The organism is Streptomyces sp. NPDC048171, assembly GCF_043202655.1.
In the GTDB taxonomy this organism is placed as follows: domain Bacteria; phylum Actinomycetota; class Actinomycetes; order Streptomycetales; family Streptomycetaceae; genus Streptomyces.
This window is the reverse complement of record NZ_JBIDAU010000010.1, coordinates 23,799-49,969: the sequence shown is the minus strand read 5'-3', so window position 1 is coordinate 49,969 and position 26,171 is coordinate 23,799. Positions and strand designations below refer to the sequence as shown.

Sequence of the window (26,171 nt, the reverse complement as noted above, 5' to 3'; positions counted from 1 at the left end):
TCCCACGCGCGCACCACCCGTTTCCAGTCGGACAAGAGGCCCGGCTCTCCCGTGGGGGTGACTCGCCGTCGGCCGCTCACCGTGCGTGGGTGGGGGCTCACCCGGTGCGTGTCACGTGCGTCACAGGTGCGCTGCAGTACCGCCCCGGCGGCGGTCGGCGAGCGCGGGGTGTCGGTCGTGGCTCGTACACTCGCCTGCGTGGACACGACCCTTCAGGACCCTCTCGTCGGGCAGGTGCTCGACGGCCGGTACCGCGTCGAGGCGCGGATCGCGGTCGGCGGGATGGCCACGGTCTACCGGGCCGTGGACACCCGCCTGGACCGCGTGCTCGCGCTGAAGGTGATGCACCCGGCGCTCGCGACCGACGCCGGCTTCGTCGAGCGGTTCATCCGCGAGGCCAAGTCGGTGGCCCGCCTCGACCACCCCAATGTCGTCCAGGTCTTCGACCAGGGGGCCGACGGGGCGTACGTCTACCTGGCCATGGAGTACATCCCGGGCTGCACCGTGCGTGACGTGCTGCGCGAGCGCGGTGCGCTCCGGCCGCGGGCCGCCCTCGACATTCTGGAGCCGGTGCTGGCCGCGCTCGGCGCCGCGCACCGGGCGGGTTTCGTGCACCGGGACATGAAGCCGGAGAACGTGCTGATCGGGGACGACGGCCGGGTCAAGGTCGCCGACTTCGGCCTGGTCCGCTCCGTGGACACCGTCACCAGCACCACCGGCGCCGTCCTCGGTACCGTCTCCTACCTGGCGCCCGAGCAGGTCGAGCACGGCTCCGCCGACCCCAGGGTCGACGTGTACGCGTGCGGCGTGGTGCTCTACGAGATGCTGACCGGCACCAAGCCGCACGAGGGCGACTCGGCCGCGGTGGTGCTCTACAAGCACCTGCACGAGGACGTGCCGCCGCCGTCCTCCGCGGTGCCCGGGATGGCGTACGAGCTGGACGAGCTGGTCGCCGCCGCCACCGCCCGCAACCCGGAGATCCGGCCGTACGACGCCGTCGCGCTGCTCGCGCGGGCCCGTGAGGCGCGCGCGGCGCTGTCCGCCGAGCAGCTGGACGCGGTGCCGCCGCAGGCGCTCACCACGGAGCACGACAACGCCGAGGACCGCACGAGCGTCATTCCGCGCTCGCTCACGGTGCCCCGTCCGCTGCCGGTCAACGAGGACGAGTACGGTGCCGCCGGCGACGGCGTCCAGCACACCAGCCGGCTGGCGTCTCCCCCGCCGGACCCGCCCCGGCGCCGCCGGCCGGGGATGCGGCGCGGCCCGCTGACGATCGTGCTGGCCGTGCTGCTGGTGCTCGGCCTGGGCACCGGCATCTGGTACATCAATTCCGGCCAGTTCACGAAGGTGCCGCCGCTGCTCTCGAAGACCGAGGCGGAGGCCCGCGACCGGCTGGAGGACACCGGGCTGGACGTCGGCAAGGTGCGGCACGCGCACAGCGACACCGTGGACCGCGGCCGGATCATCAGCACCGACCCCGGCGTGGGCTCCCGGATCCGCAAGAACGACTCCGTGTCCTTCACGGTCTCCGACGGCCCCGACACGGTGAAGCTGCCGGACCTGGAGGGCTACAGGCTGGACCGCGCCCGCACCCTGCTGAAGGACGAGGGGCTGGAGCGGGGCATGGTGACCCGCGCGTTCAGCGACGAGGTGCCCAAGGGCTTCGTGATCTCCACCAAGCCCGCCTCGGGCACCACGGTGCGCGGCGGCTCGGCGGTCGCGCTCGTGGTCAGCAAGGGCAGCCCGGTGGACGTCCCGGACGTCGCGGGCGTCGGCCTGGAGGACGCGCGGAGCCAACTCACGGAGGCCGGCCTCAAGGTGAAGGTCGACGAGACGCGGGTGAACTCCGAGTACGACAGCGGCCAGGTCGCCCGGCAGACCCCGGAGCCGGGCAGCCGCGCCGCCGAGGGCGACACCGTGACGCTCACGGTGTCCAAGGGCCCCCGGCAGATCGAGGTCCCGGACGTGGTCGGCGACAGCGTGGACGACGCCAAGCGGAAGCTGACGGAGGCAGGCTTCCAGGTGGACGAGGACCGCGGTCTGCTCGGGCTGTTCGGCGACACGGTGAAGAAGCAGTCCGTGGACGCCGGGGACACGGCGGCCGAGGGCTCCACCGTCACGATCACCATCCGATGACCGCCGGCAGGGGCGGGACGCCCGCACTCCCCCGCAACCCGGTCGGCGGTCATGTCCCCGTGGCCGGCGGGCTGCACTCCGTGGGACTGTCCTACGCCCGTGAGCTGAAGGCGGAGACCGTGCAGGTCTTCGTCGCCAACCCGCGCGGCTGGGCCACACCGGCCGGCAACCCGAAGCAGGACGAGGCCTTCCGGGAGACCTGCGCGGCCGAGTCGATCCCGGCGTACGTGCACGCCCCGTACCTGATCAACTTCGGCTCGCACACCGAGGCGACGGCGGAGCGGTCGGTGGAGTCCATGCGGCACTCGCTGCGGCGCGGGCGGGCCATCGGGGCGCTGGGCGTGGTCGTGCATACCGGCAGCGCGACCGGCGGGCGGGACAGGTCGGTGGCGCTCAAGCAGGTCCGGGAGTACCTGCTGCCGCTGCTCGACGAGCTGACCCACGACGACGACCCGTTCCTCCTGCTGGAGTCGACCGCCGGGCAGGGCGCCTCGCTGTGCTCGCGGACCTGGGACTTCGGCCCGTACTTCGAGGCACTGGACTCGCATCCCAAGCTGGGCGTGTGCCTGGACACCTGCCATGTCTTCGCGGCGGGGCACGACCTGACCGGCCCGTCCGGCATGCACCAGACCCTGGACCTGCTGGTGGACACGGTCGGCGCGGGCCGGCTGAAGCTGATCCACGCCAACGACTCCAAGGACGTGGCGGGCGCCCACAAGGACCGGCACGAGAACATCGGCGCCGGGCACATCGGCGAGGACCCGTTCCGGGCGCTCATGACCCACCCCGCGACCGAGGGCGTGCCGCTGATCATCGAGACGCCGGGCGGCAAGCAGGGGCACGCGGCGGACGTGGAGCGGCTGAAGAAGCTGCGCGACGGCTGATCCGCTCCGATCGCGGGGTCAGAGCTCGGGGCCGTCCCCGGGTTCCTCCTGGTAGGAGTAGCGCTGCTCGCGCCACGGGTCGCCGATGTTGTGGTAGCCGCGCTCCTCCCAGAAGCCGCGCCGATCGGCTGTCATGTACTCGATGCCGCGGACCCACTTGGGGCCCTTCCAGGCGTACAGGTGGGGGACGATCAGCCGCAGCGGAAAGCCGTGCTCGGCGGTGAGCAGTTCGCCGTCCTTGTGGGTGGCGAAGAGGGCACGCCCGTCCGCGAAGTCGGCCAGCCGGAGGTTGGAGCTGAAGCCGTACTCGGCCCAGACCATCACGTGGGTGACGGCCGGGGCGGGCGGCGCGAGCTCCAGGATCGTGGCGGCGGGCACCCCGCCCCACTCGGCGCCGAGCATGCTGAACTTCGTGACGCAGTGCAGGTCGGCGACGACCGTGGAGTACGGCAGGGCGGTGAACTCCTCATGGGTCCAGCCGCGCTTGTCACCGTCGGCGGTGGCACCGAAGACCCGGAACTCCCAGCGCTCGGGGCGGAACTTGGGGACCGGTCCGTAGTGCGTGACCGGCCAGCCGCGCTGGAGGCGCTGTCCCGGCGGGAGCTCGAACGAGGACGCTCCTTCCGAACCGTCCTCCCCCATTTCGTTTCCCACCGGCTGACCCATGTCTCCATCCTGACAGACCCGGACCGATGCCCTTGACCCACCCCACTTACATTCGGGCAAACGGGCAGGAGGTTAACAAAATCGACTAAGCCTGTACTTACTTACTAAGTCAACACTTACTGGACGATCTTCGATGCCGGTGCAATCATGCGGCGCAACAGGCCAGTTCCCCTTTTAAGGAGCGTCAAGCGATGCAGGGCGACCCCGAGGTCATCGAGTTCCTGAATGAGCAGCTGACCGCCGAGCTCACGGCGATCAACCAGTACTTCCTGCACGCGAAGCTGCAGGACCACAAGGGCTGGACCAAGCTCGCGAAGTACACGCGCGCCGAGTCCTTCGACGAGATGCGCCACGCGGAGGTGCTCACCGACCGCATCCTGCTCCTGGACGGCCTGCCGAACTACCAGCGGCTCTTCCACGTGCGGGTAGGCCAGAGCGTGACCGAGATGTTCCAGGCCGACCGGGAGATCGAGATCGAGGCGATCGACCGGCTGCGCCGCGGCATCGAGGTGATGCGGGCCAAGCACGACATCACGTCGGCCAACGTGTTCGAGGCGATCCTCGCCGACGAGGAGCACCACATCGACTACCTGGAGACCCAGCTCGACCTGATCGAGAAGCTGGGCGAGTCGCTGTACCTGTCGACGGTGATCGAGCAGTCCCAGCCCGACCCGTCCGGCCCCGGCTCGCTCTAGCCGCGCGGCCCGCTAGGCGGCTTCCGGAAGCTCCGCGAGTGCCGGTTCGCCCTGGTCGGCCAGGCTCCGGCGGGGGCAGGCGCCGCGGCCGAGCAGCGCCTGGATGCGCCGTACGCAGCCGCCGCAGTCGGTGCCGGCCTTGCAGGCGGACGCGATCTGCCGGGGCGTGCACGCACCGGCGTCCGCGTGGCTCTTCACCTGTTCCTCGGTGACACCGAAGCAGCTGCAGACGAACACGCGGTTCACCTCCCGGGCGGGGTACAAGGTCGTGCCGTACCGACGACCGGGGGGCCCGACTGATCGGTGAGGCAAACCTAACCTTACCCATCGGGCCAGGCCGACAAAAGTGGAGGGGGCGCGGATCCCGTGTGACCCGCGCCCCATTCCACCGCCCGTAAGGGGCGCAGCCTCACTGGTCCCGGTACATCTCCGCCACCAGGAACGCCAGGTCGAGCGACTGGCTGCGGTTGAGCCGGGGGTCGCAGGCCGTCTCGTAGCGCTGGTGCAGGTCGTCGACGAAGATCTCGTCGCCGCCGCCCACGCACTCGGTGACGTCGTCGCCGGTCAGCTCCACGTGGATGCCGCCCGGGTGGGTGCCGAGCGCCTTGTGGACCTCGAAGAAGCCCTTGACCTCGTCGAGTACGTCGTCGAAGCGGCGGGTCTTGTGCCCGGAGGCCGCCTCGTAGGTGTTGCCGTGCATCGGGTCGGTGATCCAGGCGACGGTGGCGCCGGAGGCGGTGACCTTCTCGACCAGCTCGGGGAGCTTGTCCCGGATCTTGTCGGCGCCCATGCGGACGATGAAGGTCAGCCGGCCCGGCTCACGCTCCGGGTCGAGACGCTCGATGTACTGGAGCGCCTCCTCTGCCGTCGTCGTGGGACCGAGCTTGATGCCGATCGGGTTGCGGATCCGCGAGGCGAACTCGATGTGCGCGTGGTCCAGCTGCCGGGTGCGCTCGCCGATCCACACCATGTGCCCGGAGACGTCGTACAGCTGCCCCGTGCGGGAGTCGACCCGGGTGAGGGCCGACTCGTAGTCGAGCAGCAGCGCCTCGTGCGAGGAGAAGAACTCGACGGTCTTGAACTCCTCCGGGTCGGTGCCGCAGGCCCGCATGAAGTTCAGCGCGCTGTCGATCTCCCGGGCCAGCTGCTCGTAGCGCTGCCCGGAGGGGGACGACTTCACGAAGTCCTGGTTCCAGGCGTGCACCTGGCGCAGGTCGGCGTAGCCGCCGGTGGTGAAGGCGCGCACCAGGTTCAGCGTGGAGGCCGAGGCGTGGTACATGCGCTTGAGCCGCTCGGGGTCCGGGATCCGGGCCGCTTCGGTGAAGTCGAAGCCGTTGACCGAGTCGCCGCGGTAGGTCGGCAGGGTCACGCCGTCGCGGGTCTCGGTGGGCTTGGAGCGCGGCTTGGAGTACTGGCCGGCGATCCGGCCGACCTTCACCACGGGCACGGACGCGGCGTACGTGAGCACGGCGCCCATCTGGAGCAGGGTCTTCAGCTTGTTGCGGATGTGGTCCGCGGACACGCCGTCGAAGGCCTCGGCGCAGTCGCCGCCCTGGAGGAGGAACGCCTCTCCCTTGGCGACGGCCGCCATCCGGGCGCGCAGCTGGTCGCACTCGCCCGCGAAGACGAGCGGCGGATACGACTCGAGGTCCGCGATCACTGCGCGCAGAGCCTCGGTGTCGGGGTACTCGGGCTGCTGCGCCGCGGGCAGGTCTCGCCAGGTGTTGCCAGCGCTCGGGCTGGTCTTAGCGTTCACGGTCACCCCTCAACCCTACGGGGTCGGCGTACGCGGTCGGTGCCCGGCTCGACAGGTGAGACGGGACCCGGGCGGCGGACCCGGCGGCCGGGTTGGTACCCTCACGCGCCTTCCGTGGTTCTGATCACGGACATCTCACGTACATATCGAGCGCGTATATCGGGGTGGGGATTTGAGCGCGGAACATCGCAGGGACCGCACGAAGAAGAGACTGCTCGTCTACGGCGTCGCGTCGGCGGTGGCCGTCGCCGCCACCGCCGGCACCCTGGCCCTGGCCTCGCCCGGGTTCCTGGGCTCGGACACCGCCCGGGCCGCGACGGCGCCGCAGGCCCGGCTGCAGGACGAGTTCCGGGCGGCCGCGGAGGAGTTCGACGTCCCGCAGAGCGTCCTCATGGCGGTCTCGTACCGGCAGACGCGCTGGGAGGACCACGACGGGCTGCCGAGCACCACCGGCGCCTACAACGTGATGGGACTCACGGACGTCGACCCGGAGAGCCTGGCGGATCCCGGCTCCGCCGAGGAGCGCGAGCACCGGCTCGAGCACATGAACCGCAGCGGCGACCCGGTCGTCGAGAAGAACTTCGACGCCGGGAAGGCGCTGCGGAGCCTGCGGCAGGAGCCCGTCGACACCGGCGACCCGCGGCTGCACACCCTGGACGAGGCGGCAGGTCTCATCGACGCCTCGCCCGAGGAGGTGCGCGCCGACTCCGGGGAGAGCATCCGGGCGGGCGCCGCCCTGCTCGCCGAGTACCAGCGGGACGCGACCGGTTCGCTGCCCGAGGACCCCGGTGCCTGGTACCCGGCGGTCGCCCGGGCCGGCCAGTCGACGGACGCCAAGGGCGCGCGGCAGTTCGCGCAGCGCGTCTACGAGTCGATCAGGACCGGTGAGCGGCGCGTCACCGCCGACGGCCAGTCCCTCACGCTGCCGGCCGACCCGGCCGTGCGGCCGGACCGCACGGCGGATCTGGACCTGGCCGCCGCCACCGCGGCCCCGGCCGCCGACTGCCCCTCGGGCCTCAGCTGCGACTTCCGTCCCGCCGCCTACAAGCAGAACGGCGGCATCGACGACTGGGGCAACTACAACGTGGCGAACCGCCCCACGGCGGGCAACGAGATCACCTCGATCGTGATCCACGACACCGAGGGCAGCTACAGCAGCGCCCTGGGCGTCTTCCAGAACTCCCTGTCGTACGCCAGCGCCCACTACCTGATCCGCGCCTCCGACGGTCTGGTCACCCAGCTCGTCGAGAACAAGAACGAGGCCTGGCACGCCGCCAACAAGACCCTCAACATGCACTCGATCGGCATCGAGCACGAGGGCTACGCCATCAAGGACGGCAGCTGGTACACCGAGCCGCAGTACGAGTCCTCGGCGGCGCTGGTGAAGTACCTGGCCGGCAAGTACGGCATCCCGCTGGACCGCGAGCACGTCATCGGCCACGACGAGGTGCCGGGCGTCCTGGACGCGAACGTGAAGACCCAGCACTGGGATCCGGGCCCGTTCTGGGACTGGAACCACTACATGGGCCTGCTGGGCGCCCCCACCGGCGCCGAGGGGCCGGGCGGCCCGTACAAGGCCGGCCAGGTGGTCCGCGTCGTACCGCCGTTCACCACGGCGAACCAGCCGAAGATCACCAACAACGGATCCGCGGTCCCCCAGCAGCCGGCGAACTTCACGTACCTGTACTCCTCGCCGTCCACCTCCTCGGCCACGCTCACCGACCCGTACCTGGGCAGCCAGACCTGGAGCGAGGGCTGGAACTGGGGCAACAAGGTCCTGGCCGGCGGCGAGTTCGTGGTCGCCGAGGCACGGCAGGACTGGACGGCCATCTGGTATGGCGGCAAGAAGGCCTGGTTCCAGAACCGGGGCGGCCAGTTCGCCACCGCCGCCGGCACCCCGGACGTGGTCACGGCCAAGGCCGGGGCGAGCTCCGTCCCGGTGTACGGCCGCGCCTACCCCGAGGACGGCGCGTACGCGGGCACCGGGGTGCCGGTGCAGAACAAGAACAACGAGTCCCTGAGCAAGTACGGCGTCCTCAGCGGGCAGAAGTACGCCCTGGCCGGCGGCGCCCTGAAGGGCTCGTACTACAACAGCGGCAACATCGACGGTTCGGGCGCCGGCTCGCGCGTCGTGGTCGTGGGCGACACGACGTACTACCCGATCCGCTTCAACCACCGCATCGGCTACGTGCGCACGGCCGACGTCCAGCTGGTCAAGGGCACCGCCCCGGATCCGGGCACCGACCGCTACAACATCCTCGGCCGGGACGCCTCGGGCGTGCTGTGGCAGTACCAGGGCACCGGCGAGGCCACCGCCCCGTTCTTCGGCCGCTTCCGCGTCGGCGGCGGCTGGAACGACTACAACATGGTGACGACCCTGACGGCGCTGCGCGCGGACGGCACCGGCGACATGGTGGCCCGCGACAAGAGCGGGGTGCTCTGGTACTACAAGGGCACCGGCAACCCGGCGAAGCCCTTCGGGTCCCGCGCCCGGGTCGGCGGCGGCTGGTCGGTCTACGACACGATCACCGGCGCCCGCGACCTCAGCGGGGACGGCAGGGCCGACCTGATCGCCCGCGACAAGAGCGGGGTCCTCTGGCTCTACAAGGGCACCGGCAACGCCGCGAAGCCCTTCGAGGCCATGAGCAGGGTCGGCGGCGGCTGGTCCGTCTTCAACGCGCTGGCCGACACCGGCGACCTCACCGGGGACGGCAGGGCCGACCTGATCGCCCGCGACAAGAGCGGAGTCCTCTGGCTCTACAAGGGCACCGGCAACGCCGCGAAGCCCTTCGAGGCCATGAGCAGGGTCGGCGGCGGCTGGTCCGCCTACGACGTGCTGAGCGGCCCCAGCGACCTGAACCGCGACGGGCTGCCCGACCTGATCGCCCGGGGCAAGGACGGCGTGCTCTGGTTCTACCAGGGCACCGGCAGCGCCTCCGCGCCGTTCAAGGCCCGCGCCAGGGTCGGCGGCGGCTGGAACACGTACAACATGATCGTCTGACGTCGCGGACGGCGCCGCGGTCGTCCCGTGTCCCGGGATGTGCCGCGGCGCCGCGCGCGGATGCAGTAGGGTCTGCGGCATGTTCGCGCACTCGAACCAGAACTGGTGGTGGACCGCTCATCCGGCGGCCCGCTGACTGCGCGTGACGTAAGACTTCGCGAAGGCCGCCCGAGGGGCGGCCTTCGGTGTTTCCGCGACCGGGGTCCGCTCCTCTCTCCGACGAACCGAGAAGGACACGGACTCATGACACCGCTCGACGGCCTCCTGGCCGACTCCCGCCCGTTCGCCCTGCTCCGCCGCCGCGCCCCGGGCCACGATCACGACATCGTGGAACTGCTGCGCGGCCCGGTGAGCGAGCACGACAGACTCGCCGACCTGCCCGACGAGGGACTGGCGCTCGTCCCGTTCCGGCAGATCCGCGAGCGCGGCTTCGACGTCCGCGACGACGGCACACCGCTCCTCGTGCTGACCCCCGAGGAGCGGTACGACATCCCGCTCGCCGAGGCCCTGGACCGGCTCCCCGCGCACGAGGTCCGCGTCGAGGGCGGCGGTTTCGACGTCGGCGACGAGGAGTACGCGGAGATCGTCGGCCGGGTGCTGGAGGAGGAGATCGGGGCCGGCGAGGGCGCCAACTTCGTGATCCGGCGAACGTACGGGGGCCGCATCGCCGGGTTCGGACGGGCCGACGCGCTGGCGCTGTTCCGGCGGCTGCTGGAGGGTGAGCGGGGCGCGTACTGGACCTTTGTCGTGCACACCGGGGACCGGACCCTGGTCGGGGCCAGCCCCGAGGTGCACGTGCGGATGTCCGGCGGCACGGTCGTCATGAACCCGATCAGCGGGACGTACCGCTACCCCGCCGGGGGACCGACACCCGAGCACCTGCTCCGCTTCCTCTCCGACGGCAAGGAGATCGAGGAGCTGTCGATGGTCGTCGACGAGGAGCTGAAGATGATGTGCACCGTCGGCGACATGGGCGGTGTGGTCGTCGGGCCGCGGCTGAAGGAGATGGCGCACCTCGCGCACACCGAGTACGAGCTGCGCGGCCGTTCCTCGCTGGACGTGCGGGAGGTGCTGAAGGAGACGATGTTCGCGGCGACGGTCACCGGCTCTCCGGTGCAGAACGCCTGCCGGGTGATCGAGCGTCACGAGGTCGGCGGGCGCGGCTACTACGCGGGGGCGCTGGCGCTGCTGGGGCGGGATTCCGGCGGCGCCCAGACCCTCGACTCCCCCATCCTGATCCGTACCGCCGACATCGACGCCGGCGGGCGGCTGCGGGTGCCGGTCGGCGCCACGCTGGTGCGCGGCTCGGACCCGGCGGGCGAGGTCGCGGAGACCCATGCCAAGGCGGCCGGGGTCCTGGCGGCGCTCGGCGTACGCCCGTCCCGGCCGCGTGCGGAGGCGGGCCGGCCGAGCCTGGCCGACGACCCCCGGGTGCGGGCCGCGCTGGACGGGCGCCGGGCCTCGCTGGCCCCGTTCTGGCTGCGGATGCAGGAACCGGCCGACGCGCTCACCGGGCACGCCCTGGTCGTCGACGGCGAGGACACCTTCACGGCGATGCTCGCGCATGTGCTGCGCTCGTCGGGGCTCGCGGTGAGCGTACGGCGCTACGACGAACCGGGGCTGCGCGAGGCGGTGCTCGGGCACGAGGGGCCGGTGGTCCTGGGGCCGGGTCCCGGTGACCCGACGGACGCCGACGACCGGAAGATGCGCTTCCTGCGCGCCCTCGCCGCCGAGGTGCTCCGGGGCCACCGGCACGGTGTCCTCGGCGTCTGCCTCGGGCACGAGCTGATCGCGGCGGAGCTGGGTCTGGACATCGTCCGCAAGGAGGTGCCGTACCAGGGGGCGCAGACGGAGATCGATCTCTTCGGGCGGCACGAGACGGTCGGCTTCTACAACAGCTTCACCGCGCACTGCGACGACGCGACGGCCGCCGGGCTGGCCGCGCACGGCATCGAGGTGAGCCGCTCGGCGGGCGGCGAGGTGCACGCGCTGCGCGGGCCGGGCTTCGCCGGGGTCCAGTTCCACCCCGAGTCGGTGCTGACGCTGAACGGCGCCGCGATCGTGCGGGAGCTGGCCGGTCAGCTGCGCGGGACCAGCACGTTCTCCGAGCGGCGGCCCTCCCGGTAGTCGAGGACGTTGCGCGCCGTCGCGTCGACGATCTGGCCGACGGCGTCCTCGGTGTAGTACGCCTGGTGCGAGGTGACCAGGACGTTCGGGAAGGTGACGAGGCGGGCCAGGGTGTCGTCCTCGACGGGTTCCAGCGACTTGTCGAGGAAGAACAGGCCCGCCTCCGCCTCGTAGACGTCCAGGCCCACGCCCGCCAGGCGGCCGGCGCGCAGCTCGCCGACGAGCGCGGCGGTGTCGATCAGACCGCCGCGGCTGGAGTTGACCAGGAGGGCGTCGTCGCGCATCGCCTTGAGGGCGGCCGCGTCGATCAGGTGCCGGGTCTCGGCCACCAGCGGGACGTGCAGGGTGATCAGGTCGGACCGGGCGAGCAGCTCGTCCTTCGGGACGTAGCGCATGCCGAGTTCCACGCAGGCGGGGTTCTCGGCGACGTCCCAGCCGAGCAGGCGCATGCCGAATCCGTGGGCGATCCGGGCGAAGGCCTCGCCGATCTTGCCGGTGCCGACGACGCCGGCGGTGCGGCCGTGCATGTCCCGGCCCATCAGGCCGTGCAGGCGGAAGTCGAAGTCGCGGGTGCGGGTGGAGGCGCGGACGATCCGGCGGTTGACCGCCATGGCCAGCGCCCAGGCGAATTCGGCGACCGAGTACGGCGAGTAGTACGACACCCTCGCCACGGTCAGGCCCAGCCGCTCGGCGGTGTCCAGGTCGATGTTGTTGAAGCCGGTGGAGCGCTGGGCCACCATCCGGGTGCCGCCGGCCGCGAGGATCTCCAGGACGCCCTCGCCGAGGTCGGCGTTGACGGAGGTCGAGATGATCTCGTGGCCGGCCGCGATGGGGGCGGTGTCCTCGTTGAGGAAGACGTCCAGGCAGCGGACCTCCTCGGCGTCGCGGAAGGCCCGCTCGATCAGGGGCTGCTCGTCGGCCTGGACGCCGAAGGCCAGGATCTCCATGACCGCTCCCCTTCCGGTGGACTCCGGGCCGAATATACGACTCGCTGCCCGGAGCCGCCGGTCGGCCGGTGGTCCCTCGGCCGGTCAGCCGAAGAAGACGCCCACCTCCTCGTACAGCTTCGGGTCGACGGTCTTCAGGCGGACCGTGGCGTCGGCGATCGGGACGCGGACGATGTCCGTGCCGCGCAGGGCGACCATCTTGCCGAAGTCGCCGTCGCGCACGCAGTCGATGGCGTGCAGCCCGAAGCGGGTGGCGAGCCAGCGGTCGAAGGCGCTGGGCGTGCCACCGCGCTGGACGTGGCCGAGGACGGTGGTGCGGGCCTCGTTGCCGGTGCGCTTCTCGATCTGCTTGGCCAGCCATTCGCCGACCCCGGACAGCCGGACGTGTCCGTAGGAGTCGAGCGACTCGTCCTTGAGCACCATGTCGCCGTCGCGCGGCATGGCGCCCTCGGCGACGACGACGATCGGCGCGTAGGACGCCCGGAACCGGGAGGTCACCCAGGCGCACACCTGCTCGACGTCGAAGCGCTGCTCGGGGATGAGGATGACGTTGGCGCCGCCGGCCAGGCCCGAGTGCAGGGCGATCCACCCGGCGTGCCGGCCCATGACCTCGACGACGAGGACGCGCATGTGCGACTCGGCGGTGGTGTGCAGCCGGTCGATGGCCTCGGTGGCGATGCCGACCGCGGTGTCGAAGCCGAAGGTGTAGTCGGTGGCGGACAGGTCGTTGTCGATGGTCTTGGGGACGCCGACGCAGGGCACGCCGTACTCGTCGGCGAGCCGCGTGGCGACGCCGAGGGTGTCCTCGCCGCCGATGGTGATGAGCGCCCCGACGTCGAGCTTGGCCAGGTTCTCCTTGATGCGCCGGATGCCCTGCTCCTGCTGGAGCGGGTTGGTGCGCGAGGAGCCGAGGATGGTGCCGCCGCGGGGCAGGATGCCGCGGACGGCCGGGATGTCGAGGCGGACGGTGTCGCCCTCCAGGGGGCCGCGCCAGCCGTCCCGGAAGCCGGTGAACTCGTAGCCGTACTCCTGGACTCCCTTGCGGACGATGGCCCTGATGACGGCGTTGAGCCCGGGGCAGTCGCCGCCTCCGGTCAGTACTCCGACCTTCATCGCACAACCCCTTTGGGAGGGTGAGTGGTTGGGGCCACTGTCCCGCGTGGGGTCAGGCGTCGTCCAGACCGCGTTCTATCGCGTACCGCACCAGCTCGACCCGGTTGTGCAGCTGGAGCTTGCCGAGGGTGTTCTGGACGTGGTTCTGCACGGTGCGGTGGGAGATCACCAGGCGCTCGGCGATCTGCTTGTAGCTCAGGCCCTTGGCGACCAGGCGCAGCACCTCGGTCTCCCGGTCGGTGAGCCGGGGCGCCCCGGGTTCGTCGGCGCCCGCGGCGGGGGCGGGTTCGGAGGCGAGGCGGCGGTACTCGCCGAGGACCAGGCCGGCCAGTCCCGGCGTGAACACCGGGTCGCCGACGGCCGTACGGCGCACCGCGTCCTGCAACTCCTCGGTGGACGCCGACTTCAGCAGGTAGCCGGTCGCGCCGGACTTCACCGCCTCCAGCACGTCGGCGTGCTCCCCGCTCGCCGAGAGCACGAGGACGCGCAGCCTCGGGTCGGCGCCGACGACCTCCTTGCAGACCTGGACGCCGGGCTTGCCGGGCAGGTTGAGGTCGAGGACGAGGACCTCGGGCGCGGTGGCACGGGCGCGGCGCACCGCCTGGTCCCCGTCGCCCGCGGTGGCGACCACGTCGAAGCCGGACTCGGCCAGGTCCCGGGCGACCGCGTCGCGCCACATCGGGTGGTCGTCGACCACCATGACCTTGATCGGTTCCCGTCGTTCACTCATGGTCCGCTGCCTTCCCCCGGGCGGCGCCGCCGCCGGTTTCCTTCGGTGCCCTCAGTTCGACCTCCGTGCCCTGGCCGGGCACCGAGATCAGTTCGGCCGTGCCGCCGAGGTCGCGCAGCCGGCCCCGGATCGACAGGGCCACCCCGAGCCGCCCCTCGCCCTCGGCCTCGGCGAGCCGCCCGTTCGGGATGCCCGGTCCCTCGTCGCGGACGGTGACGATCACCTCGTCGGGCTCGTCCTCGACCAGGATCCAGGCCCGCGCCCGCTCACCGACGTGCACGCGTACGTTGTCCAGGGCGGCCCCCACGGCCGCCGCCAGCTCCCGTGCCGCGGCCGGGGCCAGCGGGACGGGCGCGCCCGGTTCGGCGAGGTGCACGAGGGAGCCGGCGTACGGGGCGAGCAGGGACCGCAGGTCGACGGGGCCGTCCGGGTCCGCCGGGTCCGGTTCCTCCACCGCGCGGACGACCGCGCCCTCGGCGGTGTCCTCGGAGACACGGGAGACCGGCACCAGGCCACCGGAGACCAGGGTGCGCAGCGCCACCTCCTGCTCACCGGCCATCCGGCCCAGCTCGGCCGCCTCGCCGCCGATGACGGCACCGCGCCGCTGCACCATGGCCAGCACCTGGAGGACGCTGTCGTGGATGTCCCGGGCGAGCCGTTCGCGTTCCCTGGTGGCCGCCTCGATCTCCAGGGCGCGGGCGAGGGTGCGCTCGGAGGCGCGGGCGACCTCGACGACGTAGCCGATGGCGATGGAGGCGACCCAGACGAGGATCACGTTGTGCACGGTGTCGCGGGCAGGGGTGCCGCGTTCGACCAGGTTGGCGACGGCGACCAGGGTGGAGGCGACGGCCGCCCAGCGCCAGCCGCCCTTGATGGCGAAGGCCAGGACGGAGCCGGCGGTCCATATCGACGGCAGGGTGGGGCCGCCGTCCATGACCCGCTCGTGGGCGTCGGCGAGGGGTGTGATCAGGATGCCGGTGACGGCGATGGTGAGGTCGGCGGCGAGGAAGCGCTTGGTGCAGCTCGCGGCGCCCGCGACCTTCGGCAGGGTGGCGAGGGTCCAGACGAACAGGACGGCGTAGTAGACGACGGCGAGCCAGGGGCGGGCGAAGCCGGAGTAGGCGGTGGCGAAGAAGCCGATCGCGTACAGCATGGTCAGCACGCGGTAGCCGGCGAGCGCGCGCCACAGCGGCTGCTCGACCGACATCCGCATGACTCTCTCGCGCCTGGCCATGTCCCCCCTCCCCTCGACAGACCGGCCACGAACGGGATACCGGTCTCCCGGCCTAGGACCCGGTCGGGTCCTTCTCGGCAGTCTCGGCGCTCTCGGCCTTGTCGGCCTTCTCAGCCTGGGCGAGCGCGGCCTTCGCCGCCTTGCCCGCCTCCTTCTCGGCCTTGGCCGCGTCCGCGATCTGCCGCTTCATCGCGGTCGCGTACACGTCGACGTACTCCTGGCCGGAGAGCTTCATGATCTCGTACATGACCTCGTCGGTCACCGCGCGGAGCACGAAGCGGTCGTGCTCCATGCCCTGGTAGCGGGAGAAGTCCAGGGGCCGGCCGATGCGGATGCCGGGCCGCATCAGCTTCGGCATCACCTGGCCGGGCGGCTGGATCTTCTCGGTGTCGATCATGGCGACCGGGATCACGGGCGCGCCGGTGGCCAGCGCCACGCGCGCGAGCCCGCCCGGCTTGCCCCGGTAGAGGCGGCCGTCGGGCGAGCGCGTGCCCTCGGGGTAGATGCCGAACAGCTCACCGCGCTCCAGGACCTCTATGCCGCTCCGGATGGCGGCCTCGCCGGCGCCGCGCACACCGGAGCGGTCCACCGGGAGCTGGCCGACGCCCTTGAAGAACGCGGCGGTGAGGCGTCCCTTGACGCCGGGGGTGTTGAAGTACTCGGCCTTGGCGATGAAGGTCACCTTGCGGTCGAGGACGGCGGGCAGGAAGAACGAGTCGGAGAACGACAGGTGGTTGCTCGCCAGAATGGCGGGGCCGTCGGCCGGGATGTGCTCCAGGCCCTCCACCCAGGGCCGGAAGGCGAGCTTCAGCGAACCCCCGACGGTGACCTTCATCGCGCCGTACAACAACCGATTGCCTCCTGTGTCTGTGGGTCAGACCCTATCCCGGGGCACCGTCAATGGCCCCGACGGCCCTGGTCGGTGTCAGTGCGGTCGCGTACGGTGAAGTACCCGCAAGTATCTGACGACAGGAGACCGAGACGTGTCGGTCCTGCCCGGAGCCGAGCCGTTCCGCCACGAGGGCGGGGAGACCGGCGTCCTCCTCTGTCACGGCTTCACCGGTTCCCCGCAGTCGCTGCGCCCCTGGGCGCGGTATCTCGCCGCCCGCGACCTGACCGTCGCGCTGCCCCTGCTGCCCGGGCACGGCACCCGCTGGCAGGACATGCAGGTCACCGGCTGGCAGGACTGGTACGCGGAGGTCGACCGCGAGCTGCGCGCCCTGCGCGAGCGCTGCGCGCGGGTCTTCGTGGCCGGTCTGTCGATGGGCGGCGCGCTGGCGCTGCGGCTCGCCGCCAAGCACGGGGACGCGGTCTTGGGCGTCATGGTCGTCAACCCGGCGAACCGGATGCACGGCGTGGCCCAGCACGCCCTGCCGGTCGTGCGCCATCTGCTGCCGGCGACCAAGGGCATCGCCAGCGACATCGCCAAGCCGCTCAGCTCGGAGCTGGGCTACGACAGGGTGCCGCTGCACGCGGCGCACTCGCTGCGCTCGTACTTCCGTCTCGCCGACGGCGACCTGCCGCAGGTGACGCAGCCGCTGCTGTTGCTGCGCAGCCCGCAGGACCACGTGGTGCCGCCCGCCGACTCGGCGCGGATCCTCGGCCGGGTGTCGTCCACGGACGTGACGGAGGTCCTGCTGGAACAGAGCTACCACGTGGCGACGTTGGACCACGATGCGGACCGGATCTTCGCGGAGAGCGTCGCGTTCATCGGCCGGCTCGCGCCCGGTTCCGTCAGGGAGCCGGAGCCCGGTCTCGGCAAGGAAGGGACGGCCGCAGGTGGCTGAGCACGACTCCGACCGCGAGGACCGCGAGGAGCGGGAGCGGGAGCACCCCGAGGGGCGGGAGCGCGCGGCGGACCGCGGGCCCGAGGAGCAGGGCGGCGTGCCCCTCGACGAGGACGCCGCCTGGGCCGCGATCGTCGCCGGGTACGGGGACGAGCCGCCGGACCCGCCGGGGGCGAAGCCGTTCAAGTCGGTCGAGGACCTGGCGCTCCTGGAGCCCGAGACGAACGACGAGAAGCCCGCGCCGGACCAGCCGTCCTCGGCCCGGCCGCTGGGCAGCTCCGTCGCGTTCGCGCCCGGCGTCGGTCCCCGCGACCACACGCCGGCCGAGCCGTCCGACGACGACCTCGACGAGGACGACGAGGGGCACTTCGTGCCGCCCGAGCCGCCGCCGCTGCCCGAGGCGGACCCCACCGCGAAGTTCGCCTGGCTGGGCGTGCTCGGCGGGCCCGTGCTGCTCCTGCTGGCGGTGCTGTTCGGCTGGGACATGACCTGGTGGCTGACGACCCTCAGCATCGGCGGTTTCCTCGGCGGCTTCGCCACGCTGGTCATGCGGATGCGGACGGACGACGAGGACGACGACGATCCCGGGCGGGGCGCGGTGGTCTAGCCGGCGCCCGGGCTCAGGGCGTCGCGGGTACGCGGAGGGCGGTCAGGACCGGAAGGTGGTCCGTGGCCGCCCTCAGGTCCGCCTCGGCCACCCCGGCGAGCCCGTGCGGCACCCCGCAGCCCAGCACCTCGACGCCCTCGGTGACGAAGACGGCGTCGATGCGGCGGTCGGGCGCCCTGGGCGTGAACGTGTACTCGCCGCCCCAGGGCGCGGCCGTCCAGCAGTCCCGCAGCCCGTCGCCCAGGCGCCGGAAGGTGCGTCCGCCGGGGCGCTCGTTCAGGTCGCCGCCCGCGACGGCGTGCGGGACGTCCAGGGCGGCCAGCCGGTCGAGGAGCAGGCCCGCCTGCTCGTGGCGCTCCTCGGCCTCCAGGGACAGGTGGCAGCTCAGTACGCCGAGGCGGGCGCCGCCGAACCGGACCACCGCGGTGGCGAGGCCGCGCCGGTGCCGGCCCGGGGTGAGCGGGAGCAGCACGTCCTCGGTGCGCTCCACGGTGGCCCGCAGGGAGCACAGCAGCGCCGGTCCGGCCGCCGTGCCGCCGCCGGAGAGCAGCACGAGCCCGGAGGCGTCGGCGAGCCGGGTGAGCTTCTTGCGCCAGCGGAAGAGGCGGGGCGCCTCCTGGAGCAGGACGAGGTCGGGGGCGCAGGCGGCGATGACGCGGGCGAGCGCGTCGGTGTCGTCGCGCATCGAGCGGATGTTGTAGCTGAGGACCCGGACGACCGCGGAACCGTCCGCTTCGGTACGCGATTTGGGGAGGGCGGGGAGGGACGACGTTGCCATGCGGATCAAGATACGACGGAGCCCGCCGACCCCGGTGGGGGCCCGGCGGGCGCGGTCGTACGCGTGGGGCGCGGAGCCTCACATGATCGGGTCGGGCTCCCGGGCCAGGTCGGCCGCGCCCACCAGGCCCGCCTTGTTGCCGAGTTGTGCGGCGACCACGTCGGCGACCGGGCGCCAGTTGCCGCCGACCAGCCAGCGCTTGTAGGACTTGCGGATCGGGTCGAGGACCAGGTCGCCCTCGTCGGAGAGGCCGCCGCCGACGATGAAGGCGGACGGGTCGAAGAGGGAGGCCAGGTCGGCGAGGCCGGCGCCCGCCCAGCGGGCCAGTTCCCGGTAGGAGTCGACGGCGACCGGGCAGCCCTGGCGGGCGGCCACGGAGATGTGCTTGCCCTCGATGCCCTCGGGGGTGCCGTCGCCGAGCGCGAGGAGCACCTCGGCGCGCTCGGGGGTGGCGTTGGCGCGCTGCTTGGCGTACCGCACCAGGGCCCGCCCGGAGGCGTACTGCTCCCAGCAGCCCTGCGAGCCGCAGCCGCACAGCAGCCCGTCCGGCACCATGCGGATGTGGCCGAACTCGGCGGCCACGCCGAAGTGCCCGCGGCGCAGCTTGTTGCCGATGATGATGCCGCCGCCGAGGCCGGTGCCGAGGGTGATGCAGATGACGTTGCGGTGGCCCTTGCCACCACCGAACTTGTACTCGCCCCAGGCGGCCGCGTTGGCGTCGTTCTCCACGACGACCGGGAGGCCGACGCGGGCCTCGACCTTCTCCTTGAGCGGTTCCTGGCGCCAGTCGATGTTGGGCGCGAAGTAGACCGTGGAGCGCTGGCGGTTGACGTATCCGGCGGCGCCGATGCCCACTCCGACGATCTCGTGCCCCACGCGTGCGCCCTCCACCGCGGAGGCGATGGCGTCCACGATGGCCTCGGGTGTGCTGGGGGTCGGCACCTTGTGGGTCGAGAGGATGTTGCCTTCCTCGTCGACCACGCCGGCCGCGATCTTCGTGCCGCCGATGTCGACGCCGATGGTGAGTCCCATGAATCCCTCAGTTCGGTCGAGCCCCGCTATGGGCAACCGTACCCGAGGCGGGGCTCAGTCCAGGTCGATGCGCTGGCCCGGGCCGGTGCCCTCGCCGCCGTCGTCGTCGCCGTCGTCCCGGCGTTCGGCCTGGTCGCGCGGGTCGCGCGGGTCCTTGGCCGCGGCACTGCCGGTGGTCCAGCGGCGTTCCTGGTCCTGGACGGCGGAGCGGTAGGCGGCGAGGAGTTCGCCGCCGGCGGCCGCGAGGTGGTCGAAGACGTCCGGGTTGCGCTCGATGACCGGTTCGACGGCGGCCTTGGCCTGCTGGACGACCTGCCGGAACACCTGCTGGGCGGCGGGTCCGGCGACCTGGCCGAGCAGCGGGGACTGGAGGCCGGACAGCTTGTCCGCCACGGTGTCGACGAGCCGGCGCAGCTCCTCGGCGGCCGAGCCGGGCGGTACCCCGTACTCGGCACGGCGGCGGGCCTTCTCCGACTCCAGGTCCTCGGCGCACGCCGTCGCCCAGGCGTCGGCGTCGCCCGGTCGCGCGGCGTCGGCCCCGTCGGCCTCGTCGGGGCGGGGGGCCTCGGACGGGGGGAGCTTTTCGCTCATGACGGACTCCTGACTACGTTTCGTCCTTACGACGTTACCCGAACGGACTCGGGCCCCGCGGCGGGATCAGCGGCCCCGCGGCCACAGCTGCGGGTCCGGCGCGAACCGGACGGCGAGCGTGCCCTCCCGCAGCGCGGCCCCGTCGACGGTGCAGCGGCGCAGCGCGGACGGCAGTGGCACGATCCGGCGGAACGGCCCGGCGGCGACGACCAGTTCGTCCCCGCGGCGGACCAGGTCGAGTTCCTCGCGTACGGCGCCGGGCAGCGGGATGCGCCAGACCAGGACGCCGTCCTCGGCCAGCCGGTCGGTGACGGGCCACTCGACCGGGGTGACGGCCGGGCCGGTGCCCGGCGCACCGAGCGCGGCGAGGTCGTCGGTGCCGCGCGGATCGCGCCCGAGGTGAGCGAGCGCGCGGACGTCGTACGCGCCCCGCCACTCCTCCAGCGTCTTGCGCTGCTGGGCGAGGGGGCCGGTGAGCCAGCTGTCGGCCGGGACCTCCTCGGGCAGGACGCGGTTGGCGATCAGCAGGTCGGTGCGCAGGCCGCGCAGGGCGAGGCCGAGGACGGTGGCGTGGATCGCGTCGGCGCCCGCCGGGCCGGGTTCGGCGACCAGCCGTACGACGGTGTTCCGGTCGGCGAGGACGGCTTCGGCGGCGGCGAGTTCCAGGTCCCAGCGGGCCGCGGCCTCGTACAGCGCCTCGGCGGGCATGGGGACGCCCGCGAGCCTGCCGAGGACGGGGCGCAGGGCGCGGGCCGCCTGCCGCTCGGGGGGCAGCAGCCGGCGCAGGCAGCGGCGCAACTCCTCGGGGGCGGCGAGCAGGGCGAGGGCGCTCTGGGCGGGCGGGAGGTCGACGACGAGGAGGTCGTGCCGCTCGGCGAGGGCGGCGTCGCGCAGGGCGCGCAGCAGGGCGAGTTCGTCGGCGCCGGGGAGGGGGGTGAGTTCCTCGGGGTCGAGGCGGGCGGCGCCCAGGAGGTCGAGGGCGGAGGAGGCGCGGTCCTGGAGCGCGGCGAGGCCGTCCCGGAACCCCTGGGCGGCGTCCGGCCGCCAGGCGGTGAGGTGGGCTTCGACGGTCGTCGGCGCCGGGCCGGTGCGCACCCCGAGCGCGGCGCCGAGGGTGTCGTCGCGGTCGGTGCCGAGCAGCAGGGTGCGGGTGCCCTGCCGGGCGGCGGCGAGCGCGGTAGCGGCCGCGACGGTGGTACGGCCGCTGCCGCCGGGGCCTGTGATCAGGATGGTGCGCATGAGGCTGAACGGTACCTTCGCGGTCCGGCGCCGGACCGCGGGACGCCGGGGTGGTTCACGATTGCCCGCAGCTCGGCCGACGGCTACTTCGCCGGCGTCTCCACCCGCTTCTTCAAGCCCGCCAGCGCACGGTCGATGATGACCTTCTCGGCCTTGCGCTTGATCATGCCGAGCATGGGGATCTTGACGTCGACGGTGAGCCGGTAGGTGACCTCCGTGCCCGTGCCCGCCGGGCGGAGCAGGTAGGAGCCGTCGAGGGAGCGCAGCATCTGCGACTTCACCAGCGTCCAGGACACCTCGTGCTCGCCGGTCCAGGTGTACGCCAGCGTCTGGTCGTCCTTGATCGCGCCGGCGTCCATGACCAGCCGGACCTGTTCGGCTCGCCCCTGGGCATCGCTGGCGAGGACCTCGGCCTCCTTCACCTCGCCGGTCCAGTCCGGGTAGCGGGCGAAGTCCGCGATCACCGACATGACGTCGGCGGGTGCCGCCTCGATGGTGATGCTCGAGCTGGTGTGTTCCGCCATCGCCGTGGCTCCTCCGGATGCGGGCCGGTACAGGTGTCGTGGTGAGTCGTCGTGGTCCCGTGCGCCCCTGGGCGCGCACGTGTGTGCCGCGTGAAGGCTATCGCGCACCGGCGCCGCGACGGTCACCACCTGTCTGCGCGGCCCCGGTCGGAGGAATCACCACTCCAGCACCCACGGCCGTCCGGTCGCCGCGAAATGGCCGACGTTCACGCACTCGGTGGCGCCGATGCGCATGCGGCGGGCCAGCGGCTGGTGCACGTGCCCGAACAGCGCGTACCGGGGCCGGGTCCGCCGGATCGCGTCCAGCAGCGCCCGGCTGCCCCGTTCGAAGCGCCGCGCCACCGTGTCGTAGACCAGGTCCGGCACCTGTGGGGGGATGTGGGTGCACAGCACGTCCACCTCGCCCACGGCCTCGATCTTCGCGGCGTACTCCTCGTCGCTGATCTCGTACGGCGTGCGCATCGGGCTGCGCAGGCCGCCGCCGACGAAGCCGAAGACCCGGCCTCCGATCTCCACCCGCTCCCCGTCGAGCACGGTGGTGCCGGGGCGGGCGTACTCGGGCCACAGCGGCGGCACGTCGACGTTGCCGTAGGTGGCGTACGTCGGGGTGGGGAAGGCGGCGAACAGCTCGGCGTACTGCTTGCGCACCGCCCCCTCGATCAGCTTCGACCGGTCCTCGCCGACGCCCGCCCACAGCCCCGCCCCGAACTCGCGCGCCTCGGCGAAGCGGCGGGCGGTGCGCAGCTCGACGATGCGGTCGGCGTTCGCGACGCCGAACAGCTCGGGGAAGATGCCGCGCGAGTGGTCGGCGTAGTCGAGGAAGAGGACCAGGTCGCCGAGGCAGATCAGGGCGTCGGCGCCCTCGCCGGCCCTGGCCAGGTCGCGGGCGTTGCCGTGCACGTCGCTGACCACGTGGACGCGCGTGCTCGTGTTACGGGCCGGTGTGGGTGCCATGGTGATCAAGCGTAAGCAGCGCGCGCCTCTTGTGAACAGTGGCGGTCGGACCTGCGGTTACTGGCTGGTCGGTTGATCCGTCGACTACTGTGCGCAAAGGAAACCCCATCCGTGTGACGCGTCGAACATCTCGCGGGGACCCCCTGTCGGAGAACGCATACCGGCGGGTAACGTCCGGGCAGTCCAGTCGTGCTCAGGATTTCAACCACCTCCCGAGCACCAGCCCGAGCCTTGGACCGCACCGTCGCATCACACAGTGTCGTGGCGCCGGCGCCCTATGAGGAGCAGCAGTCTTGCGCGAGTTCAGCCTTCCGGCCTTGTACGAGGTCCCCGCGGACGGAAACCTGACCGACATCGTCCGCAGAAACGCCGCGCAGCATCCCGACGTCGCCGTCATCTCCCGCAAGGTGTCGGGCGCCTGGCAGGACGTGTCCGCCCGCGACTTCCTCGCCGAGGTGCACTCCGCCGCCAAGGGCCTGATCGCGTCCGGTGTCCAGCCGGGCGACCGGGTCGGCCTCATGTCCCGCACCCGCTACGAGTGGACGCTGCTGGACTTCGCCATCTGGAGCGCGGGCGCGATCACGGTGCCGGTGTACGAGACCAGCTCGCCGGAGCAGGTGCGGTGGATCCTCAGCGACTCGGGGGCCACCGCCTGCGTCGTGGAGTCGGCCGGGCACTCGGCCGTCGTCGAGTCGGTGCGCGAGGCGCTGCCCGCCCTCAAGAACGTCTGGCAGATCGACGCCGGCGGCGTGGAGGAGCTGGGGCGCCTCGGCCAGGACGTCACCGACGGCGCCGTCGAGGAGCGCGGCTCGATCGCGAAGGCCGACGACCCCGCGACCATCGTCTACACCTCCGGCACCACCGGCCGCCCCAAGGGCTGCGTCCTGACCCACCGCAGCTTCTTCGCCGAGTGCGGGAACGTGGTCGAGCGCCTGCGCCCCCTCTTCCGCACCGGTGAGTGCTCGGTCCTCCTCTTCCTGCCCCTCGCGCACGTCTTCGGGCGGCTGGTGCAGGTCGCGCCGATGATCGCGCCGATCAAGCTGGGCTGCGTCCCCGACATCAAGAACCTCACCGACGAGCTGGCCGCCTTCCGGCCGACGCTGATCCTCGGTGTGCCGCGCGTGTTCGAGAAGGTCTACAACTCGGCGCGCGCCAAGGCGCAGGCCGACGGCAAGGGCAAGATCTTCGACAAGGCGGCGGACACCGCCATCGCGTACAGCAGGGCGCTGGACACGCCGTCGGGGCCGTCCGTCGGCCTGAAGATCAAGCACAAGGTCTTCGACCGGCTCGTCTACAGCAAGCTGCGCACGGTCCTCGGCGGACGCGGCGAGTACGCCATCTCCGGCGGCGCGCCGCTCGGCGAGCGGCTCGGTCACTTCTTCCGCGGCATCGGCTTCACGGTCCTGGAGGGCTACGGCCTGACCGAGTCCTGCGCCGCCACCGCCTTCAACCCCTGGGACCGGCAGAAGATCGGCACGGTCGGTCAGCCGCTGCCGGGCTCCGTGGTGCGCATCGCGGACGACGGCGAGGTGCTGCTGCACGGCGAGCACCTGTTCAAGGAGTACTGGAACAACCCGGGCGCGACCGCCGAGGCGCTGGCCGACGGCTGGTTCCACACCGGGGACATCGGCACCCTCGACGAGGACGGGTATCTGCGGATCACCGGCCGCAAGAAGGAGATCATCGTCACCGCCGGCGGCAAGAACGTCGCCCCGGCCGTGATCGAGGACCGCATCCGCGCGCACGCGCTGGTCGCGGAGTGCATGGTGGTCGGCGACGGGCGGCCCTTCGTGGGTGCGCTGGTCACCCTCGACGAGGAGTTCCTCGTGCGGTGGTGCGCGGAGCACGGCAAGCCGGCCGGCTCCACGGCGGCGGCGCTGCGGGACGACGCGGAGCTGCTCGCCGAGATCCAGTCGGCTGTCGATGACGGGAACTCGGCGGTCTCCAAGGCGGAGTCGGTGCGGAGGTTCCGGGTGCTGGGGGCTCAGTTCACCGAGGACTCCGGGCACTTGACGCCGTCGTTGAAGCTGAAGCGGCATGTCGTTGCCAAGGATTACGCGGGGGAGATCGAGGCGATTTACGCCAAGTAGGGGCGCCTAGTGGGGTGCCGCTTCGGCGCCGTGGGCGGGTGCGGGTTCGCTGTGGCTGGTCGCGCAGTTCCCCGCGCCCCTGAGGGGCGCGCAGTCATCCCGCGCTACAGCAGCGCCTTCAGGTGTTCCGCGAGCAGGTCCCAGCGCCACTTCTCCTCGACCCAGGCACGGCCCCGCTCCCCCATGCGGTGGCGGAGTTCGGGGTCGGCCAGGAGGGTGATGACGCGGTCGGCCGTGTCGTCGTGCGAGTCACCGCGGACCACCCAGCCCGTCTCGCCGTCGAGCACCGCGTCCGGCGCGCCGCCGGAGTCGCCGGCGACGACGGGGAGGCCGGTCGCGGAGGCTTCCAGGTAGACGATGCCGAGGCCCTCGACGTCGAGGCCGCCACGGCGGGTGCGGCAGGGCATGGCGAAGACGTCGCCGGCGCCGTAGTGCGCGGGCAGCTCGGACCAGGGCACGGCGCCCGTGAAGTGCACGGAGGCGGCGACGCCGGTGTCCTCGGCGAGGCGGCGCAGGTCCTTCTCGTAGGGGCCGCCGCCGACGATCAGCAGGACGGCGTCCGGCTCGGCGGCCAGGATGCGGGGCATGGCCCGGATCAGGGTGTCCTGGCCCTTGCGCGGGACCAGACGTGAGACGCAGACCACGACGGGACGCTCGGTCAGCCCGAGGCGGGCGCGGACCTCGTCGCCGCCGCTGTCCGGGTGGAAGGTCTTCTCGTCGACGCCGGGCGGCAGCTGCGTCATCCGTGCGGCGGCCGCCGGGGTGAGCGCGTCCGCGATGCGTGAGCGCGTGTACTCGCCGAGGTAGGTGATGGTGTCGGTCGACTCCCCGATACGGCGCAGCAGCTGCCGGGCGGCGGGCAGCTGGGCCCAGCCCGCCTCGTGGCCGTGGGTGGTGGCGACCAGGCGCTCGGCGCCGGCCCGGCGCAGCGCCGGTGCCATCAGGCCGAGGGGTGCGGCCGCGCCGAACCACACCGACGTGCAGCCGTGCTCGCGGAGCAGCCCAGTCGCGCGCCGGGTCGCGCCCGGTGTCGGCAGCAGCATCGTCGTACGGTCCCGTACGACGGTGAAGGGCTGCTCGGCGTCGAAGGCGGCGGTGGCCTCGACGCCCTCGCGGCTCCGCTTCCAGGTGGAGGCGTAGACGACCAGCCGCTCGGGGTCCAGGCGCAGCGCCATGTTGTGCAGGAAGGCCTGGATGCCGCCCGGACGGGGCGGGAAGTCGTTCGTCACGATCAAGGTCTTGCGCACGCCGCCGACCCTACCGAACCCTCCGCGCGGGCC

24 protein-coding genes are annotated in these 26,171 nt (G+C 72.4%); 9 read left to right on the top strand and 15 right to left on the bottom strand.

All coding sequences use genetic code 11. The annotated features are described in order from the left end of the window. Positions 1-198 precede the first annotated feature (198 nt). Both pknB and ACGF3J_RS27275 read left to right on the top strand, forming a co-directional pair. Positions 199-2,136, top strand: coding sequence for a Stk1 family PASTA domain-containing Ser/Thr kinase (gene pknB / locus ACGF3J_RS27280; RefSeq protein WP_161331389.1), 1,938 nt, complete (start codon positions 199-201; stop codon positions 2,134-2,136). Continuing rightward, positions 2,133-3,020, top strand: coding sequence for a deoxyribonuclease IV (locus ACGF3J_RS27275; RefSeq protein ID WP_161331388.1), 888 nt, complete (start codon positions 2,133-2,135; stop codon positions 3,018-3,020). The genes pknB and ACGF3J_RS27275 overlap by 4 nt, the downstream gene beginning before the upstream one ends. A gap of 18 nt (positions 3,021-3,038) precedes the next feature. Here ACGF3J_RS27275 and ACGF3J_RS27270 read toward each other — a convergent pair whose 3' ends face one another. After that, on the bottom strand, positions 3,039-3,686 hold the full coding sequence (locus ACGF3J_RS27270) for a sulfite oxidase-like oxidoreductase (RefSeq protein ID WP_161331387.1): 648 nt from the start codon (positions 3,684-3,686) through the stop codon (positions 3,039-3,041). Between the two features lie 191 nt (positions 3,687-3,877). Between ACGF3J_RS27270 and bfr the strand changes: the two genes are divergently transcribed. Continuing rightward, a complete protein-coding gene (bfr, locus tag ACGF3J_RS27265; protein ID WP_122614957.1) occupies positions 3,878-4,381 on the top strand; it encodes a bacterioferritin in 504 nt (167 codons plus the stop codon). A gap of 12 nt (positions 4,382-4,393) precedes the next feature. On the opposite strand, the gene ACGF3J_RS27260 is transcribed toward bfr, so the two are convergent. Further along, positions 4,394-4,627, bottom strand: a complete 234-nt coding sequence (locus ACGF3J_RS27260; protein WP_307017845.1) for a bacterioferritin-associated ferredoxin — start codon at positions 4,625-4,627, stop codon at positions 4,394-4,396. Positions 4,628-4,790: 163 nt separating this feature from the next. Beyond that, a complete protein-coding gene (locus tag ACGF3J_RS27255) occupies positions 4,791-6,143 on the bottom strand; it encodes a class II 3-deoxy-7-phosphoheptulonate synthase (RefSeq protein WP_161331385.1) in 1,353 nt (450 codons plus the stop codon). Positions 6,144-6,309: 166 nt separating this feature from the next. Here ACGF3J_RS27255 and ACGF3J_RS27250 point away from each other — a divergent pair, with 166 nt between their 5' ends. The 3 genes from ACGF3J_RS27250 (at position 6,310) to ACGF3J_RS27240 (ending at position 11,265) form a co-directional block, all read left to right on the top strand. Further along, complete coding sequence (locus tag ACGF3J_RS27250; protein WP_393854988.1) at positions 6,310-9,138, top strand: N-acetylmuramoyl-L-alanine amidase; 2,829 nt, start codon at positions 6,310-6,312, stop codon at positions 9,136-9,138. Between the two features lie 37 nt (positions 9,139-9,175). Beyond that, entirely contained in the window at positions 9,176-9,274 is a 99-nt protein-coding gene (locus ACGF3J_RS27245; RefSeq protein ID WP_161326714.1) for a trp operon leader peptide, read from the top strand. A gap of 107 nt (positions 9,275-9,381) precedes the next feature. Beyond that, positions 9,382-11,265 carry an anthranilate synthase family protein gene (locus ACGF3J_RS27240; protein WP_393854987.1) on the top strand — a complete coding sequence of 628 codons (1,884 nt, stop codon included), beginning with the start codon at positions 9,382-9,384 and terminating at the stop codon, positions 11,263-11,265. Here ACGF3J_RS27240 and ACGF3J_RS27235 read toward each other — a convergent pair. From ACGF3J_RS27235 to ACGF3J_RS27215, 5 genes are all read right to left on the bottom strand, one after another. Then, entirely contained in the window at positions 11,217-12,212 is a 996-nt protein-coding gene (locus ACGF3J_RS27235; RefSeq protein WP_161330238.1) for a 2-hydroxyacid dehydrogenase, read from the bottom strand. The genes ACGF3J_RS27240 and ACGF3J_RS27235 overlap by 49 nt on opposite strands. A gap of 84 nt (positions 12,213-12,296) precedes the next feature. After that, positions 12,297-13,325, bottom strand: a complete 1,029-nt coding sequence (locus ACGF3J_RS27230; protein ID WP_161330239.1) for a 6-phosphofructokinase — start codon at positions 13,323-13,325, stop codon at positions 12,297-12,299. Between the two features lie 52 nt (positions 13,326-13,377). Continuing rightward, positions 13,378-14,055, bottom strand: a complete 678-nt coding sequence (locus ACGF3J_RS27225; protein ID WP_161330240.1) for a response regulator transcription factor — start codon at positions 14,053-14,055, stop codon at positions 13,378-13,380. Continuing rightward, positions 14,048-15,289, bottom strand: coding sequence for a MacS family sensor histidine kinase (gene macS, locus ACGF3J_RS27220; RefSeq protein ID WP_161330241.1), 1,242 nt, complete (start codon positions 15,287-15,289; stop codon positions 14,048-14,050). Before macS ends, ACGF3J_RS27225 begins: the two co-directional genes overlap by 8 nt. Positions 15,290-15,341: 52 nt before the next feature. Next, positions 15,342-16,124, bottom strand: coding sequence for a 1-acyl-sn-glycerol-3-phosphate acyltransferase (locus ACGF3J_RS27215; protein WP_161330247.1), 783 nt, complete (start codon positions 16,122-16,124; stop codon positions 15,342-15,344). Between the two features lie 148 nt (positions 16,125-16,272). On the opposite strand from ACGF3J_RS27215, the gene ACGF3J_RS27210 reads away from it, so the two are divergent. Together ACGF3J_RS27210 and ACGF3J_RS27205 are read left to right on the top strand one after the other, a co-directional pair. Next, entirely contained in the window at positions 16,273-17,076 is an 804-nt protein-coding gene (locus ACGF3J_RS27210; protein WP_161330242.1) for an alpha/beta fold hydrolase, read from the top strand. Further along, entirely contained in the window at positions 17,069-17,683 is a 615-nt protein-coding gene (locus tag ACGF3J_RS27205) for a hypothetical protein (RefSeq protein WP_161330243.1), read from the top strand. Before ACGF3J_RS27210 ends, ACGF3J_RS27205 begins: the two co-directional genes overlap by 8 nt. Before the next feature lie 13 nt (positions 17,684-17,696). Here ACGF3J_RS27205 and ACGF3J_RS27200 read toward each other — a convergent pair whose 3' ends face one another. From ACGF3J_RS27200 to ACGF3J_RS27175, 6 genes are all read right to left on the bottom strand, one after another. Further along, the gene (locus ACGF3J_RS27200; protein WP_161330244.1) at positions 17,697-18,461 is read right to left on the bottom strand and encodes an endonuclease/exonuclease/phosphatase family protein; all 765 of its coding nucleotides are present in this window, start codon (positions 18,459-18,461) and stop codon (positions 17,697-17,699) included. Between the two features lie 78 nt (positions 18,462-18,539). Next, a complete protein-coding gene (locus ACGF3J_RS27195) occupies positions 18,540-19,493 on the bottom strand; it encodes an ROK family glucokinase (protein ID WP_122614970.1) in 954 nt (317 codons plus the stop codon). Between the two features lie 54 nt (positions 19,494-19,547). Continuing rightward, positions 19,548-20,084, bottom strand: a complete 537-nt coding sequence (locus tag ACGF3J_RS27190; RefSeq protein ID WP_161330245.1) for a DUF5304 domain-containing protein — start codon at positions 20,082-20,084, stop codon at positions 19,548-19,550. A gap of 66 nt (positions 20,085-20,150) precedes the next feature. Continuing rightward, positions 20,151-21,323 (bottom strand): ArsA family ATPase, encoded by a 1,173-nt coding sequence (locus ACGF3J_RS27185; protein WP_393854986.1) that lies wholly within the window; start codon positions 21,321-21,323, stop codon positions 20,151-20,153. A gap of 83 nt (positions 21,324-21,406) precedes the next feature. Next, positions 21,407-21,847, bottom strand: a complete 441-nt coding sequence (locus tag ACGF3J_RS27180; protein ID WP_122614973.1) for an SRPBCC family protein — start codon at positions 21,845-21,847, stop codon at positions 21,407-21,409. Positions 21,848-22,003: 156 nt separating this feature from the next. Then, entirely contained in the window at positions 22,004-22,801 is a 798-nt protein-coding gene (locus tag ACGF3J_RS27175) for a metallophosphoesterase (protein ID WP_161328669.1), read from the bottom strand. Positions 22,802-23,094: 293 nt separating this feature from the next. Between ACGF3J_RS27175 and ACGF3J_RS27170 the strand changes: the two genes are divergently transcribed. Further along, positions 23,095-24,891 (top strand): long-chain fatty acid--CoA ligase, encoded by a 1,797-nt coding sequence (locus ACGF3J_RS27170; protein ID WP_161328668.1) that lies wholly within the window; start codon positions 23,095-23,097, stop codon positions 24,889-24,891. Between the two features lie 104 nt (positions 24,892-24,995). On the opposite strand, the gene ACGF3J_RS27165 is transcribed toward ACGF3J_RS27170, so the two are convergent. After that, the gene (locus ACGF3J_RS27165) at positions 24,996-26,138 is read right to left on the bottom strand and encodes a glycosyltransferase family 4 protein (protein WP_161328667.1); all 1,143 of its coding nucleotides are present in this window, start codon (positions 26,136-26,138) and stop codon (positions 24,996-24,998) included. Positions 26,139-26,171: the final 33 nt, after the last annotated feature.